Origin of the sequence: Mycobacterium sp. NPDC050441, from assembly GCF_040655355.1 — a bacterium.
GTDB lineage: Bacteria > Actinomycetota > Actinomycetes > Mycobacteriales > Mycobacteriaceae > Mycobacterium.
The window spans coordinates 373,682-390,792 of record NZ_JBFAJS010000002.1; the positions used below are offsets into that span (position 1 = coordinate 373,682).

The following is a 17,111-nucleotide window of genomic DNA, read 5'->3' on the forward strand; positions in this document are numbered from 1 at the left end:
CTACGTTAGTGAAGCTAAACTTATTTCCGGAAAACCAGCTTCCCGGCTGTCAATGTGCTGTGAGTCTGATCGTTCCTGCGTGTGAGCCGGGAACGCCTGATAGCCGGTCAACGGATTGCTGGAACTGTGAGGCCGGCGCACCGGTGCCCCCATCGTTCCCACGCAGCGGCCACCTCATCGCGCAGGGCATTCCCGACGAGACGCATCCCCTCAGGGTAGGGGCGTTACTGCCACGCAGTTTGGGGTACCCACCGTGATGTCAAAGGAGGCATCATGACCGAATTCGATAGCCGCGGCAGCCGTCTGCGCATGCCACGCAGCCGCGGAGCCGCCAGCGGGTTTCTGCTGGTGCTGCTGGGAATCTGGGGTGCGTTGATCCCGTTCGTCGGGCCGTACTTCGACTTCGCGTTCACGCCGGATCAGGGCTGGTTCTGGACGTCGGCGCGCGGGTGGTTGGAGGTGCTTCCGGGCGCTGCGACGGCGCTGGGCGGCCTACTGCTGCTGGGTTCGGGGAACCGTGCCACCGCGGTGTTCGGTGGGTGGCTGGCAGTCGCGGGCGGAGCCTGGTTCGTGGTGGGCCGTGCGCTGGCCGGGCCGCTGGGCATCGGCGACACCGGGATGCCGATAGCCGTGACCGACGCCAAGCGCGTCAGCCTCGAGCTGGCCTACTTCTCAGGCCTCGGCGCGCTGATCGTGTTCCTCGGAGCCGTCGCGGTGGGCCGATTGTCGGTCCGCAGCGTGCGTGACGTCGAATACGTGCAACGACCCGTCGCGTCGGCTGTGTCCGCCGAGCCTGCAGCGGTCGCCGACGCACAGCCGACGGAAGCGGCGGGCGCGCGCGAGCACCGGTCCTGGGGCGGATTGTTCGGCCGGCGTCACACCCACGCGCATTAACGCCTCAGAGGTCGCGCAGGATCAGCTCGAGCACGTCGAGCCCCTCGACGAGCAGCTCGTCGCTGATCGTCAGCGGCGGCAGGAAGCGGAGCACGTTGCCGTAGGTGCCGCACGACAGCACGATCACGCCCGCCGCATGGGCACCGGCGCACAGCGCCTTGGTCAGCTCCGGGTCAGGGGTCGTGGTGCCGGCCTTGACCAGTTCGACGGCGATCATCGCGCCCCGGCCGCGCACGTCGCCGATCCGGTCGTCCTCGGCCTGCAGCCGGCCCAGCCGGTCCTTCATCAGCACCCCGATATGGGCTGCCCGCTCGATCAGGCCGTCGGCCTCGATGGTCTGGATCGTGGCCAGCGCCGCCGCGCACGCGATCGGGTTACCGCCGTAGGTACCGCCCAACCCGGACACGTGCGGCGAGTCCATGATCTCGGCGCGGCCGGTCACCGCCGACAACGGCAGGCCGTCGGCGATCCCCTTGGCGGTGACGATGAGATCGGGATCGATGCCCTCGTGCTCGCACGCGAACATGGCGCCGGTCCGGGCAAAACCGGTCTGCACCTCGTCGGCGATGAACACCACGTTGTTGTCGCGGCACCACCCCAACAGCGCGGCCAGGAACCCGTCGGCCGGGACGATGAACCCGCCCTCGCCCTGGATCGGTTCGATGATGACCGCGGCCAGGTTGTCCGCGCCGATCTGTTTGTCCATCACGTCGATGGCCCGTTTGGCGGCCAGAGCACCGTCGGTGGCCAACTCCTTGCCGAACTCCGTATCGCGATACGGGTAGGACAACGGCGCCCGGTAGATCTCGGGTGCGAACGGGCCGAAGCCGTGCTTGTACGGCATGACCTTGGCGGTCAGCGCCATCGTGAGGTTGGTGCGCCCGTGATAGGCGTGGTCGAACGCGACGACGGCGGGCTTGCGGGTGTAGGACCGGGCGATCTTGACCGCGTTCTCCACCGCCTCGGAACCGGAGTTGAACAAGGCCGAACGCTTGTCGCCGCGCACCGGCGTGAGTCGGTTGAGGTGCTCGCAGACCGCGACGTACTGCTCGTACGGCGTCACCATGAAGCACGTGTGGGTGAACTCGGCGGCCTGTGCGGCCACCGCCTCGACCACCCGCGGCGACGAGTTGCCGATGGTGGTGACGGCAATGCCCGAGCCCAGGTCGATGAGCCGATTACCGTCGACGTCCTCGACGATGCCGCCCCCGGCGCGGGCGGCATACACCGGCATGGTGGTGCCGACGCCACGGGAGACTGCGGCCGTTTTCCGGCCGATCAACGCCTCGGATTTGGGGCCGGGGATCGCGGTGGCGAGATGGCGGCTCTGCTCGGGATGGCTCAACACTGCCTCCTGAATACTGCAAGGGCGGCGTCGGAAAGAACGCGTTTCGAGCCTAGTCGTCGCACCCGCCTGTCGGCGGCGAATGGGGTGGCCCGGGTCGGCGGCGGTATCGTGGCCTCGGTCGCCCTGACATATGACACAACACGAAAGACATAGTTGACATGGATCTCGTCATTTTCCTGCCCCTGCTGATCGTCATGGGCGCGTTTATGTTCTTCGCGTCGCGTCGTCAGAAGAAGGCCATGCAGGCCACCATCGACCTGCACGAATCGCTGCAGATCGGTGATCGCGTGCACACCACCTCGGGCCTGCTGGCCACGATCACGGGTATCACCGACGACAACGTCGACCTGGAGATCGCCCCCGGCGTCGTCACCACCTGGATGAAGCTCGCCGTGCGCGACCGCATCGAGGAGGACACCGACGAAGACGCCGATCCCGACGTCTCGACGGCGGCGACCGAACTGACCGAGAGCACCGGTGTCACCGACACCGAAAGCCTCAAAAAAGACTGACCGCAGAGCACCCAGGACAAGCACGTACCCTTTGCGGTGCTGACGAACTGATCTCGAGGAGACCCTAGAAACGTGGCATCGTCTACGGCGCCGGTGCATCCTGCGCGCTACCTGACGCTATTCCTGGTCCTTCTGATCGGCGTTTATCTGCTGGTGTTCCTCACCGGCGACAAGCAGGCCAAGCCGAAACTCGGCATTGACCTGCAGGGCGGTACCCGGGTGACGCTGACAGCGCGCACCCCGGACGGCTCGACGCCGACCAGAGAGGCTCTCAACCAGGCCCAGCAGATCATCAGTGCCCGCGTCGACGGTCTCGGCGTCTCGGGCTCGGAGGTCGTCATCGACGGCGACAACCTGGTGATCACCGTTCCCGGCAATGACGGCAGCGAGGCCCGCAACCTGGGCCAGACCGCCCGCCTGTACATCCGGCCCGTCGTGCACGCGATGCCCGCCAAGCCGCCGGCCCAGCAGGGACAGCAGCCGGGCGCCGGAGCGCCGGGTGCCCCCGCGGCTCCGGGTGCGCCAGTGGCACCGGGTATGCCCGGTGCGCCGGGCGCAGTGCCCGGCCTTCCCGGTGCGATACCGGGACTGACGCCGGGTGCGCCGGGCGAGGCCCCTGTGCCACCGCCGGCGGGAGAGCAGCCCGCGCCACCGGCCGGGGAGCCTGTCCCGGCACCCCAGCCGCGGCCCTACCCGCTGGACCCGGCACCGACTCCGGGTGAACCGACTCCGGCCCCGGCCCCGGGTGAGCCCGGCCCGGCGCCTGCACCGGCCCCCGGCCCCGCACCGGCTCCGGCACAGCCCAAGCCCGGTGACGCCAAGGCCGCTCTGGCACAGCGCATTTCCGACGAGAAGGAACTGCGGCAGAGCACCAACCCGTCGATCCAGATCCTGGCGCTGCAGTACCAGGCCACCCGGTGCGGTGAAGAAGATGTGCTCGCAGGCAACGACGATCCGAACCTGCCGTTGATCACCTGTTCGCAAGACGGACAGACGGTGTACCTGCTCAGCAAGTCGATCATGAGCGGTGAAGAGATCGAGAACGCGACCTCCGGCCTGAACCAGCAGCAGGGCCAGTACGTCGTCGACGTGACCTTCAAGAGCGGGGGAGCCAAGACCTGGGCCGACTTCACCGCCGCGAACGTGGGCACGCAGACGGCCTTCACCCTCGACTCTCAGGTGGTCAGCGCCCCCGAGATCCGGGAAGCCATTCCCGGCGGCAACACCCAGATCACCGGGCAGTTCAACGCGGACACGGCCAAGGAACTGGCCAACGTGCTCAAGTACGGGTCACTGCCGCTGTCGTTCGAGTCGTCGGAAGCCGAGACCGTTTCGGCGACCCTGGGCCTGTCCTCGATGCGGGCCGGTCTGATCGCGGGCGCGGTCGGTCTGGCGGCGGTGCTGCTGTACTCGCTGCTGTACTACCGGGTGCTGGGCCTGTTGGTCGCCCTGTCGCTGGTCGCAGCCGGCGCAATGGTTTTCGCCATCCTCGTGCTGCTCGGCAGATACATCGGCTACACGCTGGATCTGGCCGGTATCGCCGGTCTGATCATCGGTATAGGTACTACCGCGGACTCCTTCGTGGTGTTCTTCGAGCGAATAAAGGACGAGATCCGCGAGGGCCGGTCCTTCCGGTCGGCGGTGCCCCGAGGCTGGGCGCGCGCCCGCAAGACGATCGTGTCCGGCAACGCAGTGACCTTCCTGGCCGCCGCGGTGCTGTACTTCCTGGCGATCGGTCAGGTCAAGGGCTTCGCGTTCACACTGGGGTTGACCACGATCCTGGACATCGTGGTGGTGTTCCTGGTGACCTGGCCGCTGGTGTACCTGGCGTCCAAGTCCCCGACGATGGCAAAACCTGCCCTCAACGGTCTCGGCGCGGTGCAGCAGATCGCGCGGGAACGCCGGGAGGCTTCGCATGCGACCGCGGGACGGGGATAAGCACATGGCAGCAAAAAATGACACCACCGCTGAGGACGTGAAAGACACCTCGGTGGAGACGCCGAGCATCGAATCCACGTCTGCGGCGCTGCCCAAGCACGGATTCTTCGTCCGGCTCTACACCGGCACCGGCGCCTTCGAGGTGATCGGCCGCCGCAAACTCTGGTACACGGTCAGCGGCATCATGGTCGCGATCTGCATCGCCAGCATGGTGCTGCGCGGGTTCACGTTCGGGATCGACTTCGAGGGCGGCACGAAAGTGTCGATGCCGTCGGCCGGTTCCGGGGGGGTCGTCTCGGTCCAACAGGTCGAGGATGTCTACAGCAAGACCCTCAACCGGGCGCCCGAGTCGGTCGTGCTGGTCGGCAGCGGCGGCTCTGCCACTGTCCAGATCCGTTCGGAGACACTGTCCGAACCGGAGATCGAGCAACTGCGGACCGCGCTGTTCGACGAGTTCCACCCCAAGGGCGCCGATGGCCAGCCCAGCAAACAGGCGATCAGCGACTCGAAAGTGTCGGAGACCTGGGGCGGGCAGATCACCCAGAAGGCGTTGATCGCGCTCGTGGTGTTCATCGTGCTGGCCTCGATCTACATCGCCTGGCGCTATGAGCGCTACATGGCGATGGCAGCGATGGCCACCCTGGTCTTCGACCTCGTCGTGACTGCCGGCGTCTATTCGCTGGTCGGATTCGAGGTCAGCCCGGCTACCGTGATCGGCCTGCTCACGATTCTGGGCTTCTCGCTGTACGACACGGTGATCGTGTTCGACAAGGTCGAGGAGAACACCCACGGGTTCGAGCACACCACTCGCCGAACCTTCGCCGAGCAGGCCAACCTCGCCGTCAATCAGACGTTCATGCGGTCGATCAACACCAGCTTGATCTCGGTGTTGCCGATCGTGGCGCTGATGGTGATCGCGGTGTGGCTCCTGGGTGTCGGAACCCTGATGGACCTGGCTCTGGTCCAGCTGGTCGGCGTCATCGTGGGTACCTACTCGTCGATCTACTTCGCCACGCCGCTGCTCGTGACGTTGCGCGAACGCACCGAGCTGGTGCGCAAGCACACCAAGCGGGTGCTCAACCGCCGGGAGAAGGGCGCCAAGTCGGCGACGGCCAAGGACACGGCCGATGCCACCGATGCCGAAGAGACCGCCGACGAGACGGTGTCGGTGTCGGTCGCTGCCCAGCCTGCACCCGCCAAGCCGGCACCGGGGGCACGTCCGGGCCCGCGGACCGGACGTCCGTCGGGCAAGCGGAACACCCGGCGGTAAACCGGATGGTTCAGTGGCGGGCCGTGGCCCGGGCACGGACGATGGCGACAGCGGCCACGCTGTCCGTGGTCGCCGGGATCGGTCTCTCGGCATGTTCAAGCAGTTCGGCTGACGAGATCGACTACGCCGTGGACGGCACACTGACCACCTACAACACCAACACGGTGGCCGGAGCCGCGTCCGCCGGGCCTCAGGCATTCGCCCGGGCATTGACCGGGTTCGCCTATCACGGCCCCGAAGGCCAGGTGGTCGCCGACAACGACTTCGGTTCGGTGTCGGTGGTGGGCCGCGCCCCGCTGGTGCTCGACTACGTGATCAGCGACAAGGCCGTCTACTCCGACGGCAAGCCGATCACCTGTGACGACATGGTGTTGACCTGGGGCGCTCAATCCGGCCGGTTCCCCGTGTTCGACGCCGCCAGCCAAGCCGGCTACCGCGACATCGCTTCGGTGGACTGCGCACCCGGCCAGAAGCGGGCCCGGGTGTCCTTCGCCCAGGACCGCGGATTCCTCGACTACGGCCAGCTGTTCGCGGCCACTTCGCTGATGCCCGCACACGTCCTCGCCGACGAACTCGACCTGGGCGACGGGGGTGTGGCCACCGCGCTGCAGAACGGCGACCAGCCGACCATCGACCGCATCGCCAAGGCGTGGAACACCCTCTGGGATCTCAAGCCCGACCTCGACCTCAAACGGTTCCCCTCCTCGGGGCCCTACCGGATCGACTCGGTGTCCAAGGACGGCGTGGTGGTCCTGGTCGCCAACGACAAGTGGTGGGGCACCCCGCCCGTCACCAACCGGATCGCGGTATGGCCGCGCGGGGCCGACATCCAGGAGCGGGTCAACCAGGGATCCTTCGACGTCGTCGACATCGAGTCCGGATCCTCGGGCCTGCTCAACCTGCCCGACGACTACGTCAGCACCGAAAGCCCGTCCGCCGGTATCGAGCAGTTGATCTTCGCGCCGGGTGGCCCGCTGGCCGCCCCGCCGGCGCGGCGGGCCGTCGCGCTCTGCACCCCGCGTGACGTGATCGCCCGTAACGCCGCGACGCCGATCGTCAACTCGCGGCTCAGCCCGGTCAGCGACGATGCCTTCAGCGCGGCCGAGAATGTCGGCGAGGCCGCGCAATTCGCTGTGGCCAACCCCGGCGCGGCCCGCGCAGCCCTGAACAACAAGCCGTTGACCGTACGCATCGGGTATCAGACACCCAACGCCAGACTGGCCGCGACCGTCGGCGCCATCGCGAAATCGTGCGCCGCCGCGGGCATCACCGTCCAGGACGCCGGATCCGCGACGGCCGGGCCGGTGGCGTTGCGCAACAACGAGATCGACGGATTGCTGGCCGGCACCGGCGGGGCCGCGGGCAGCGGTTCCTCGGGTTCTTCGGCGATCGACGCCTATGCCTTCCACTCCGGTAACGGCAACAACCTGCCCGCCTATTTCAACGAGCGGGTCGACGGCATCATCGATGCGCAGGCCGTCACGAGCGATCCGAAGGAACTGGCCCGGCTGGCGGGGGAGGGCGCGCCGATCCTGTGGAACGACATGCCGACCCTGCCGCTGTACCGCCAGCAGCGCACCGTGCTGACGTCGAACAAGATGTATGCCGTGAGCAGCAATCCGACACGGTGGGGCGCGGGCTGGAACATGGACCGCTGGAAGTTGTCCACGTGAGCCCGGATGTTGCCCGGCTGGTCAAGAAACTGATCCGGGAGGTCCCAGACTTTCCCGAGCCCGGCGTGCAGTTCAAGGACCTGACCCCGTTGCTGGCCGACGCCGAGGGCCTGAGAGCGGTGACCGACGCATTGGCCGCCACCGCGGCCGACGCCGATCTGATCGCAGGCCTGGACGCGCGCGGTTTTCTGCTGGGTGCCGCGGTCGCGACCCGACTCGGTACCGGCGTCCTGGCCGTACGCAAGGGCGGGAAACTGCCGCCTCCGGTGCACAGCGTGACGTATCAGCTCGAATACGGCAGCGCGACCCTGGAGATCCCCGCCGACGGGATTGATATCACCGGCCGCAATGTTGTCATCATCGACGATGTCCTGGCCACCGGCGGCACTCTGGCAGCGGCGACACGGTTGCTGGAGGCCGGCGGGGCCAACGTCCTGAGCGCCGCTGTGGTGCTGGAATTGACGGCCCTGGGCGGCCGGGACGTGGTGGCGCCGCTGAGGGTCAGCAGCCTGCACACGGTGTGAGGGATATCCTCGATATCTCAGGTCAACAGCGGGAGGTGACGATGGCCAGCGAACCGGTTACGGATGCGGGTACGGCCCAGTTGCCCCCGGCGCCGCCCGGAGCCACCGGACCCGACCCCGCTCAAGCTTCCGGAACCCCCAAGGCCCTCGACACCACGAAGACCAGTGCCTCCCGCCGGGTGCGCGCACGGTTGGCCCGCCGGATGACCGCGCAGCGCAGTGCGGTCAACCCGGTTCTGGAGCCCCTTGTCGCGGTGCACCGCGAGATCTACCCCAAGGCCGACCTGCAGTTGTTGCAGCGGGCCTACGACGTCGCCGACCAGCGACACGCAGACCAGTTGCGCAAATCGGGTGATCCCTACATCACCCATCCGCTGGCGGTGGCCAACATCCTGGCCGAGCTCGGCATGGACACCACCACACTGGTGGCCGCCCTGCTGCACGACACAGTGGAGGACACCGGGTACACCCTGGAGGCGCTGACCGCCGAGTTCGGGGCCGAGGTGGGTCACCTGGTCGACGGGGTCACCAAGCTGGACAAGGTGGTGCTCGGCTCGGCCGCCGAGGGCGAGACGATCCGCAAGATGATCATCGCGATGGCCCGCGACCCGCGGGTGCTGGTGATCAAGGTGGCCGACCGGCTGCACAACATGCGCACCATGCGGTTCCTGCCGCCCGAGAAGCAGGCCCGCAAGGCCCGCGAGACTCTGGAAGTGATTGCGCCGCTGGCGCATCGGCTCGGTATGGCGACGGTCAAATGGGAGCTGGAGGACCTGTCGTTCGCGATCCTGCACCCGAAGAAGTACGAGGAGATCGTGCGACTGGTCGCCGACCGGGCGCCGTCGCGCGACACCTACCTGGCCAAGGTGCGCGCCGAGATCGGCGTGGCACTGAGCGCGATGAAGATCAACGCGGTGGTCGAGGGCAGGCCCAAGCACTACTGGTCGATCTATCAGAAGATGATCGTCAAGGGCCGCGACTTCGATGACATCCACGACCTGGTGGGCGTGCGCATCCTGTGCGACGAGATCCGGGACTGCTACGCGGCCGTCGGCGTCGTGCACTCGTTGTGGCAACCGATGGCGGGCCGTTTCAAGGACTACATCGCCCAGCCGCGCTACGGCGTCTACCAGTCGCTGCACACCACGGTCGTAGGTCCCGAGGGCAAGCCGCTGGAGGTGCAGATCCGTACCCGCGACATGCACCGCACCGCCGAGTACGGCATCGCGGCGCACTGGCGTTACAAAGAAGCCAAGGGCCGCAACGGAGTTCCGCACAGCAACGCCGCCACCGAGATCGACGACATGGCCTGGATGCGCCAGTTGCTCGACTGGCAGCGGGAGGCCGCCGACCCCGGCGAGTTCCTCGAGTCCCTGCGTTACGACCTTGCGGTCAAAGAGATCTTCGTCTTCACCCCCAAGGGCGACGTGATCAACCTGCCGACCGGATCGACGCCGGTCGACTTCGCGTACGCAGTGCACACCGAGGTGGGGCACCGCTGTATCGGCGCCCGGGTCAACGGCAGGCTCGTCGCGCTGGAACGCAAGCTGGACAACGGTGAAGTCGTCGAGGTGTTCACCTCGAAGGCGCCCAACGCCGGACCGTCGCGCGACTGGCAGACCTTCGTGGTGTCTCCGCGGGCCAAGGCCAAGATCCGGCAGTGGTTCGCCAAGGAACGCCGCGAAGAAGCCTTGGAGTCCGGCAAGGACGCCATCGCGCGGGAAGTCCGTCGGGGCGGACTTCCGTTGCAGCGCTTGATCAATGCCGATTCCATGGGCGCGCTCGCCCGCGAGTTGCGCTACACCGACGTCTCCGCTCTCTACACCGCTGTCGGCGAGGGGCACGTCTCGGCGCGCCACGTCGTGCAGCGCCTGCTCGCCCAGTTCGGCGGCGACGACGCGGCCGAGGACGAACTCGCCGAGCGGTCCACACCCTTGACGATGCCGGTGCGTCAGCGCAGCACCGACGACACCGGCGTCGCGGTGCCGGGAGCCCCCGGAACCCTGACCAAGCTCGCCAAGTGCTGCACCCCGGTGCCGGGCGACACCATCATGGGCTTCGTGACCCGCGGTGGCGGGGTCAGCGTGCACCGCACCGACTGTACGAATGCGGCTTCGTTGCAACAACAGTCGGAACGCATCATCGAGGTGAACTGGGCGCCGTCGCCGTCATCGGTGTTCCTGGTGGCCATCCAGGTCGAGGCGCTGGACCGGCACCGCCTGCTGTCCGATGTGACGCGGGTGCTGGCCGACGAGAAGGTGAACATCCTCTCGGCGTCGGTCACCACCTCCAACGACCGGGTGGCGATCAGCCGGTTCACCTTCGAGATGGGCGATCCCAAGCATCTCGGACACCTGCTGAGCGTGGTGCGCAATGTGGAAGGCGTCTACGACGTCTACCGCATCACCAGTGCGGCCTAGTCGCGCCGCCGTGCCAGGTACACCACCCCGGCGAGGGTGATTGCCAGGACGCCGATCCCGACCACGATGATGAGCACGCGCAGCACTTTGGCGATCGCGGTCGCGGGCAATGTCGCATCCTGGGAGGACTCCGGCGACAGCGAGAACGGCAACGAGCCCGATTTGAGGACGCCGGCCAGTTCGCGCGCCGAATCGGCGGTGAAGTCGCCCGTGATCTGGACGCGGCCACCCGTGATGGCCTCACGGATCTCCGGTGCGCTGACCACGCGGGTATCGAGGGTGAACGCGGTCTGGGTGCCGATGTTGGCCGAGGTGAAGTCGGCCCACGTCTTCGTTCCGGCGCCGGTGAACGCCACATCGACGGTGTACCGGCCCGCGTCTTGGCTGTACCCCGAATCGGCGTCACTGATCTCCGCGCCGGTCATGACGGATTTGTCCAGCAGGTAGACCGTTTCCCCGTCGGTGGAGCAGGTGACCAGTGGCAGGTTGGGATCGTCGTGGCCGGCCAGTGCGTCGTCGTCATCGCCGCAGCGGGTGGCCTGGTACTGCAGCGCCAGGATCTGGATCGACGGGTTGGTGCTCTGTCGGAGCTCCTTCTCGTCGGAAATCCGTTGTGCCTGATCTGGTTTCGCAACGCTGGGGGCAGGGGTCGCCGGGGGTGGCGGCGCGGATTCGGGTTTGGCGGGCATCGCATGGATCACCGGACGGATCGTCAGCCGCCCCGGCATGGTGATGTCACGCACCGCGTCCGGCTCACGGCTCGGGATCGTGACCACCACGGTGTCCGCGTCGACCGCCACTTCTGATCCGGAGAACCCGATCTCGTACAGGCGCTTCTCCACAACCGCCTGCGCTTTCGCCACGGCATCGGGTGACGGTGGCGAGCTGTCTGCCGTCGCGATCGAATACGTCATCCGGGTGGCTTCGCGGTCCTCCCAGATGTGCCGGGTCAGGAACACCGCTGCCGCATAGCCGCAAACGAGTACGGCCAGGAAAAGCGCCCCGAGCGTGCGGGTCAACGCGGTGGTTCCGCTGCGCTGGGGTGGTGGGAACTGAGATGGAATTGGATAGGACACCGCAATCTCCTCGCCCGGTCAGTCCACGCTCACCGATTTGATCGTCACCGGTGTGGCGGGCTTACCGTCATCGCTGCCGTCGGCAACCCCGCCCGCGGCGATCGCATCGAGCGTGGCCAGTCCGGTCTGGTCGACGGTGCCGAACACCGTGTACGTCGGCGGCAGGAGCGAATCCTCGTACACGAGGAAGAACTGGCTGCCGTTGGTGCCCGGTCCGGCGTTGGCCATGGCGACGGTGCCGCGCGGGTAGACCACCGGCCGCTGTACGGCAGGGTCGGAGAGCCGGAACTGGTTGGTCGGGTACTCGTTGGGGAACCGGTAGCCAGGCCCGCCGGTTCCACTGGCCGACGGGTCGCCACACTGCAGTGTCGCGAGGTCGCCGGTGGTCAGGCGGTGGCACTGGGTGCCGTCGAAGAATCCCTGCCCGGCCAGGCTGGCGAAGTTGTTCACCGTGCACGGCGCCTTGCCGTTGGCCAGCTTGAGGCCGATGCTGCCACGGTCGGTGAGGATGGCTGCGGGTACCGAGGCGGGTTCGGTGGGCACCGTGCCGGTGCGCGGCGGCGTGGCCCGTTTGGCGGCAGGTTCGGTGGTGGCCGGGTACTGGCAGTTGGCGCCGAGGTTCTGCGGCGGCGCGAATACGGGGAGTTCCGGACCGGTAACCGGGGAGGCCGTGTAGCGGTCCTGGCGTGGCATGTTCTCCGCGGCCTTGACGACGATGATGGCGAACAACACCGTCAACACCACCGCCACGAGGGCCAGCGCCGTCATCACGTACCCGATGACCAGGCCCGCGATCGCGATGCCGCGACCCTGTTCACCGCTGCGATTGAGCTGCGACAGCGAGATGTGCCCGAAGACGATGCCCAGCGGCGCGACCAGGACCGAGCACACCAGTGCAGCGACCGCCATGCCGTTGGTGTGGGCAGGCGGGGGATAACCAGCCGGATATCCCATCGGGTATTCCGACGGGTAACTGGGATGCTCCGGCTGGTAACCGCCGTAAGGGGGCGGGACAGTCAACGGGGACTAGTCCAGGGCCACAGACTTCAGCTGAACATCGAGTGTCGGCTTACCGTCGGCTCCGCCTCCGGCCACACCGGCTGCGGCGATCTTGTCGAGGGTGGCCAGACCGGTGTCGTCGATCTTGCCGAACACCGTGTAGTTCGGGGGCAGCTGGGAGTCCTGGTACACGAGGAAGAACTGGCTGCCGTTGGTGTTGGGTCCGGCGTTGGCCATCGCCACCGTGCCGCGCGGGTAGACCACCGGGTTCTGCAGCGCCGGGTTGTCCGGCTGGTACTGGTTGGTCGGGTACTCGTTGGCGAACTGGTAGCCGGGGCCACCGGTGCCCTGGCCGGTCGGGTCACCGCACTGCAGCACCGAGATACCGCTGGTGGTCAACCGGTGGCACGGGGTGTCGTTGAAGTAGTTCTGCCCGGCCAGGCTCGCGAAGCTGTTGACCGTGCACGGCGCCTTGGCGTTGTCGAGCTGCAGCCCGATGTTGCCCTGGGTGGTCACCATGCTGACGCTGACCGTGGCCGGATCGGTGGGGACCTTGCCGGTGCGCGGCAGGGTGGCCGGCTTGCTGGCCGGGCCCGCGGCCGGGTACTGGCAGTTGGCGCCGAGGTCGGCCGGGGCCGCGAAGGCCGGCAGCTGGCCGTTGGCGGCGGGCTGGGCCGGTGCCCCCGACGTGGTCGTGGCCGCCGACGCGGTGGTGCTGCCCGAGTCCTTGCTGGTGAACACGAACGTGGCCACGACCGCGCCGATGATGACGAGGGCCGCGACCGCGGTCCCCGCGATGGTCACGATGCGTCGTTTGCGTTCCTGGGCGGCGCGACGTTCCAGCTGGCGTTCCAGCTTGCGCTTGGCCGTCGCACGCCGTTGTTCGTTGGTCGGCACCGCGGCAGTCCTCCTTGTAGGCGGTTGAGGTTGGCAACGAGTCTGCCAGGCGAACCTTGGTGCCGGTGCTGCGACCCGCGGGAACCGCAGGTCGTGACGCATCGGGAAAGTGGCCACGTGGGAAACTGGGGCCGTGTTCATTACCGGATTTCCGGCCGGGATGCTGGCATGCAACTGCTACGTCCTGGCCGAGCGGCCAGGGGCCGACGCGATCGTCGTCGACCCGGGGCAGCGGGCGATGGACCAGCTGCGCCGGATTCTGGACGAGAACCGCCTGACCCCGGCGGCGGTTCTGCTGACCCATGGTCACATCGATCACATCTGGTCGGCCCAGAAGGTCGCCGATATCTATGGCTGCCCCGCCTACATCCACCCCGAAGACCGCTTCATGCTGACCGATCCGATCAAGGGATTCGGGCCTGCTGTGCTGGGACCGCTGTCCCGGGCGGTGTTCGGTGTGCTGCTGTCCGAGCCCAAACAGTTGATCGAGCTGGGCGGCGATGGCCAGACTCTGAATTTCGACGGCGTCTCGGTCACGGTCGACCACACGCCGGGGCACACCAGGGGATCGGTGGTGTTCCGGGTGGGCCAGACGGTATTCACGGGCGATACGCTGTTCCGGTCCTCGGTAGGCCGCACCGACCTGCCCGGTGGCAGCGGACGTGACCTTCTCGAGTCGATCGTGACAAAGCTGTTGGTACTCGATGACGACACCGTGGTATTACCAGGACACGGCCCGCGCACGACCATCGGGCATGAACGCCGTACCAACCCGTTTCTCGAAGGTTTGACTCTGTGACTTCTGCATTCCAGGCGCCCAAGGGCGTGCCCGACTATCTCCCGCCCGAGTCGGCACAGTTCGTGGCGGTCCGGGACGGTCTGCTGGCTTCGGCGCGCCGGGCCGGCTACGGCGACATCGAGCTGCCCATCTTCGAGGACACCGCGCTGTTCGCCCGTGGTGTGGGCGAGTCCACCGATGTGGTGTCCAAGGAGATGTACACGTTCGCCGACCGCGGTGACCGCTCGGTGACCCTGCGCCCCGAGGGCACCGCCGGGGTGATCCGGGCGGTGATCCAGCACCGCCTGGACCGGGGCGCGCTGCCGGTCAAGCTCTGCTACGCCGGGCCGTTCTTCCGCTACGAACGCCCGCAGGCCGGGCGTTACCGCCAGCTGCAGCAGGTCGGTGTCGAGGCCATCGGGGTCGACGACCCGGCACTGGACGCCGAGGTGATCGCGGTGGCCGACGCCGGATTCCGGTCGCTGGGCCTGGACGGTTTCCGCCTCGAGATCACCTCGCTGGGCGACGACACCTGCCGGCCCGCCTACCGGGAGCTGCTGCAGGAGTTCCTGTTCAAGCTCGACCTGGACGAAGAGACCCGGCTGCGCGCCGAGATCAACCCGTTGCGCGTGCTCGACGACAAGCGGCCCCACGTGCGGGAGATGACCGCAGACGCGCCGCTGATGCTCGACCACCTGTCCGACAGCGCCAAAGCCCACTTCGAAGTGGTGCTGGCGCACCTCGACGCACTCGGCGTGCCGTACGTGATCAACCCGCGCATGGTGCGCGGCCTGGACTACTACACCAAGACCACTTTCGAGTTCGTGCACGACGGACTGGGCGCGCAGTCCGGCATCGGCGGCGGTGGCCGCTATGACGGTCTGATGAGTCAGCTCGGCGGTCAGGACGTTTCGGGGATCGGCTTCGGCCTCGGCGTCGACCGCACGCTGTTGGCACTGCAGGCCGAGGGCAAGACAGTGGCCGGTGTGGGTGGCATCGACGTGTTCGGTGTGCCGCTGGGCGATGCCGCCAAACTCGAGCTGGCCAAGCTCGCCGCGCGGCTGCGGGCCGGCGGGGTACGCGTCGACCTGGCCTACGGCGACCGTGGGCTCAAGGGCGCGATGAAGGCGGCCGACCGCTCCGGCGCCAAATACGCGCTGGTGGCCGGCGACCGCGACATCGAGGCCGGCACCGTCGGCCTCAAGGATCTCTCGACCGGCGAGCAGGTCGATGTCGCCGCCGATTCCGTTGTCGCCGAGGTCCTTTCCCGGCTGAGTTAGCGGCGCGCCCCTTCCACCGCGCCGCCGATGACGGCTGAGGCAGGGTCAGATGGCCATTGCGGCGCGCACGTCGGCCTCGGAGGCCGAGCCGCCGGCGCCGCTGGACGTGATGCGGCCGGACTCCAGGATGTAGTAGCGCTGGGCGGATTCCAGCGCGAACCCGATGTGCTGCTCCACCAACAACACGCCAAGATCACCGCGCCCGGTCAACGATGTGATGGCTGCCTCGATCTCGGCCACCACCGATGGTTGGATACCTTCGGTCGGCTCATCGAGGATCAGCGTCCTGGGGCTGGTGATCAACGCCCGGGCGATCGCGAGCTGCTGACGCTGCCCGCCCGAGAGCAGGCCGGCTCGCCGGTTGAGCAGTTCTCTCAGGGCGGGGAACAGATCCAGCTGTTCGTCGATCAGCGCCTTGCCGTTCTTGCGTCCGTCAGCGACCACCTGAAGATTCTCCGCGGTGGTCAGCTGGCCGAACGACTGCTGGCCCTGCGGCACGTATGCCAAGCCGCGGGCTACCCGCGCACTCGGGCGCAGCTTGGTGATGTCCTCGCCGTCGAAAAGGACTTTGCCGGCAGTGCATTTGAGCAGGCCGACCGCCGCGCGCAGCAGTGTCGTCTTACCGGCGCCGTTGTGACCCATCACTGCCGCGACACCGTCGGAGGGCACTGCGATGCTCGCGCCGTGGATGACAGCGGAGCGACCATAACCGGTTCGGACATCGAGCATTTCGAGCATCAGGAGATTCCTTCCACGCCGGCTGCGGCGGTGCCGAGGTAGACCTCTTGAACCTTCGGGTTTGCCTGCACTTCGGCCACCGAACCCTCGGCGATGACCTGGCCGCGGGCCAGCACCGTCACCGAGGTCGCGAACGCCCGCATGAAGTCCATATCGTGTTCGACGACCACCACGGTGCGGGCTCCACCTATGCGGCGCAACAGGTTTCCGGTTTCCTCCCGCTCCTCGTGGCTCATCCCGGCCACCGGTTCGTCGAGCAACAGGACATCGGCGTTCTGCACCAGCAGCATGCCGATCTCCAGCCATTGCTTCTGGCCGTGAGCCAGCACCCCGGCCGGCTTTTCGGCCAGGGCCGCCAGTCCGGTGATCTCGAGTGCTTCCTCGATCGCGGGCAGGACGCCGCGCCGCCGGCGTAGCAGCGTCCAGGGGGAGCGGCCCGCGCCCGCGGCGATGTCGAGGTTCTGCAATACCGTCAGTTGTTCGAACACACTCGCCGTCTGAAATGTGCGGCCCACGCCCGAGCGGGCGATCTCGTGCACCTTCTTGCCGAGGAGTTCGACCCCCGACTTGTTCACCGAGCCGGTGGCGCCCACCAGGCCGGTGATGGCATCGATGACGGTCGTCTTTCCCGCACCGTTGGGTCCGATGAGAAAGCGCAGATCTCCCTGGAACAGGGTCAGGTCGACATCGCTGACAGCCTTGAATCCATCGAAATCCACTGTGAGACCGCGGACTTCGAGGTACTCAGCCCCCATGCCGGCGTT

15 protein-coding genes are annotated in these 17,111 nt (G+C 67.4%); 9 read left to right on the forward strand and 6 right to left on the reverse strand.

Features of this window, described 5'->3' with window-relative positions; genetic code table 11:
- Positions 1-273 precede the first annotated feature (273 nt).
- The gene (locus tag AB0I14_RS06910) at positions 274-894 is read left to right on the forward strand and encodes a hypothetical protein (RefSeq protein WP_358017855.1); all 621 of its coding nucleotides are present in this window, start codon (positions 274-276) and stop codon (positions 892-894) included.
- A gap of 4 nt (positions 895-898) precedes the next feature.
- Here AB0I14_RS06910 and gabT read toward each other — a convergent pair whose 3' ends face one another.
- Positions 899-2,239 (reverse strand): 4-aminobutyrate--2-oxoglutarate transaminase, encoded by a 1,341-nt coding sequence (gene gabT / locus AB0I14_RS06915; RefSeq protein WP_358017858.1) that lies wholly within the window; start codon positions 2,237-2,239, stop codon positions 899-901.
- Between the two features lie 161 nt (positions 2,240-2,400).
- Between gabT and yajC the strand changes: the two genes are divergently transcribed.
- The 6 genes from yajC (at position 2,401) to AB0I14_RS06945 (ending at position 10,579) form a co-directional block, all read left to right on the forward strand.
- Complete coding sequence (gene yajC, locus AB0I14_RS06920) at positions 2,401-2,754, forward strand: preprotein translocase subunit YajC (RefSeq protein ID WP_358017861.1); 354 nt, start codon at positions 2,401-2,403, stop codon at positions 2,752-2,754.
- A 72-nt stretch (positions 2,755-2,826) separates the two neighbouring features.
- A complete protein-coding gene (gene secD / locus AB0I14_RS06925; RefSeq protein ID WP_358017864.1) occupies positions 2,827-4,692 on the forward strand; it encodes a protein translocase subunit SecD in 1,866 nt (621 codons plus the stop codon).
- Positions 4,693-4,696: 4 nt separating this feature from the next.
- Positions 4,697-5,962 carry a protein translocase subunit SecF gene (gene secF / locus AB0I14_RS06930; protein WP_358017867.1) on the forward strand — a complete coding sequence of 422 codons (1,266 nt, stop codon included), beginning with the start codon at positions 4,697-4,699 and terminating at the stop codon, positions 5,960-5,962.
- 5 nt (positions 5,963-5,967) lie between these two features.
- Positions 5,968-7,635, forward strand: coding sequence for an ABC transporter substrate-binding protein (locus tag AB0I14_RS06935; RefSeq protein WP_358017870.1), 1,668 nt, complete (start codon positions 5,968-5,970; stop codon positions 7,633-7,635).
- Positions 7,632-8,159, forward strand: coding sequence for an adenine phosphoribosyltransferase (locus AB0I14_RS06940; RefSeq protein ID WP_358017873.1), 528 nt, complete (start codon positions 7,632-7,634; stop codon positions 8,157-8,159). Before AB0I14_RS06935 ends, AB0I14_RS06940 begins: the two co-directional genes overlap by 4 nt.
- Positions 8,160-8,200: 41 nt before the next feature.
- Complete coding sequence (locus AB0I14_RS06945; RefSeq protein WP_358017876.1) at positions 8,201-10,579, forward strand: RelA/SpoT family protein; 2,379 nt, start codon at positions 8,201-8,203, stop codon at positions 10,577-10,579.
- Here the strand turns inward: AB0I14_RS06945 and AB0I14_RS06950 are convergent.
- From AB0I14_RS06950 to AB0I14_RS06960, 3 genes are all read right to left on the reverse strand, one after another.
- Positions 10,576-11,655, reverse strand: coding sequence for a hypothetical protein (locus tag AB0I14_RS06950; protein WP_358017879.1), 1,080 nt, complete (start codon positions 11,653-11,655; stop codon positions 10,576-10,578). The two genes, AB0I14_RS06945 and AB0I14_RS06950, sit on opposite strands and share 4 nt — an antisense overlap.
- Positions 11,656-11,673: 18 nt before the next feature.
- Positions 11,674-12,609 carry a peptidylprolyl isomerase gene (locus AB0I14_RS06955; protein WP_358017882.1) on the reverse strand — a complete coding sequence of 312 codons (936 nt, stop codon included), beginning with the start codon at positions 12,607-12,609 and terminating at the stop codon, positions 11,674-11,676.
- 72 nt (positions 12,610-12,681) lie between these two features.
- Positions 12,682-13,551, reverse strand: a complete 870-nt coding sequence (locus AB0I14_RS06960) for a peptidylprolyl isomerase (RefSeq protein WP_358017885.1) — start codon at positions 13,549-13,551, stop codon at positions 12,682-12,684.
- A gap of 133 nt (positions 13,552-13,684) precedes the next feature.
- Between AB0I14_RS06960 and AB0I14_RS06965 the strand changes: the two genes are divergently transcribed.
- Both AB0I14_RS06965 and hisS read left to right on the forward strand, forming a co-directional pair.
- Positions 13,685-14,350: an MBL fold metallo-hydrolase gene (locus tag AB0I14_RS06965; RefSeq protein ID WP_358017888.1), complete on the forward strand. Its 666-nt coding sequence runs from the start codon at positions 13,685-13,687 to the stop codon at positions 14,348-14,350.
- Entirely contained in the window at positions 14,347-15,609 is a 1,263-nt protein-coding gene (gene hisS, locus AB0I14_RS06970; RefSeq protein WP_358017891.1) for a histidine--tRNA ligase, read from the forward strand. Before AB0I14_RS06965 ends, hisS begins: the two co-directional genes overlap by 4 nt.
- A 45-nt stretch (positions 15,610-15,654) precedes the next feature.
- Here hisS and urtE read toward each other — a convergent pair whose 3' ends face one another.
- Positions 15,655-16,347: an urea ABC transporter ATP-binding subunit UrtE gene (urtE, locus tag AB0I14_RS06975; protein WP_358017894.1), complete on the reverse strand. Its 693-nt coding sequence runs from the start codon at positions 16,345-16,347 to the stop codon at positions 15,655-15,657.
- Entirely contained in the window at positions 16,347-17,102 is a 756-nt protein-coding gene (gene urtD / locus AB0I14_RS06980; protein WP_358018999.1) for an urea ABC transporter ATP-binding protein UrtD, read from the reverse strand. Before urtD ends, urtE begins: the two co-directional genes overlap by 1 nt.
- Positions 17,103-17,111 lie beyond the last annotated feature (9 nt).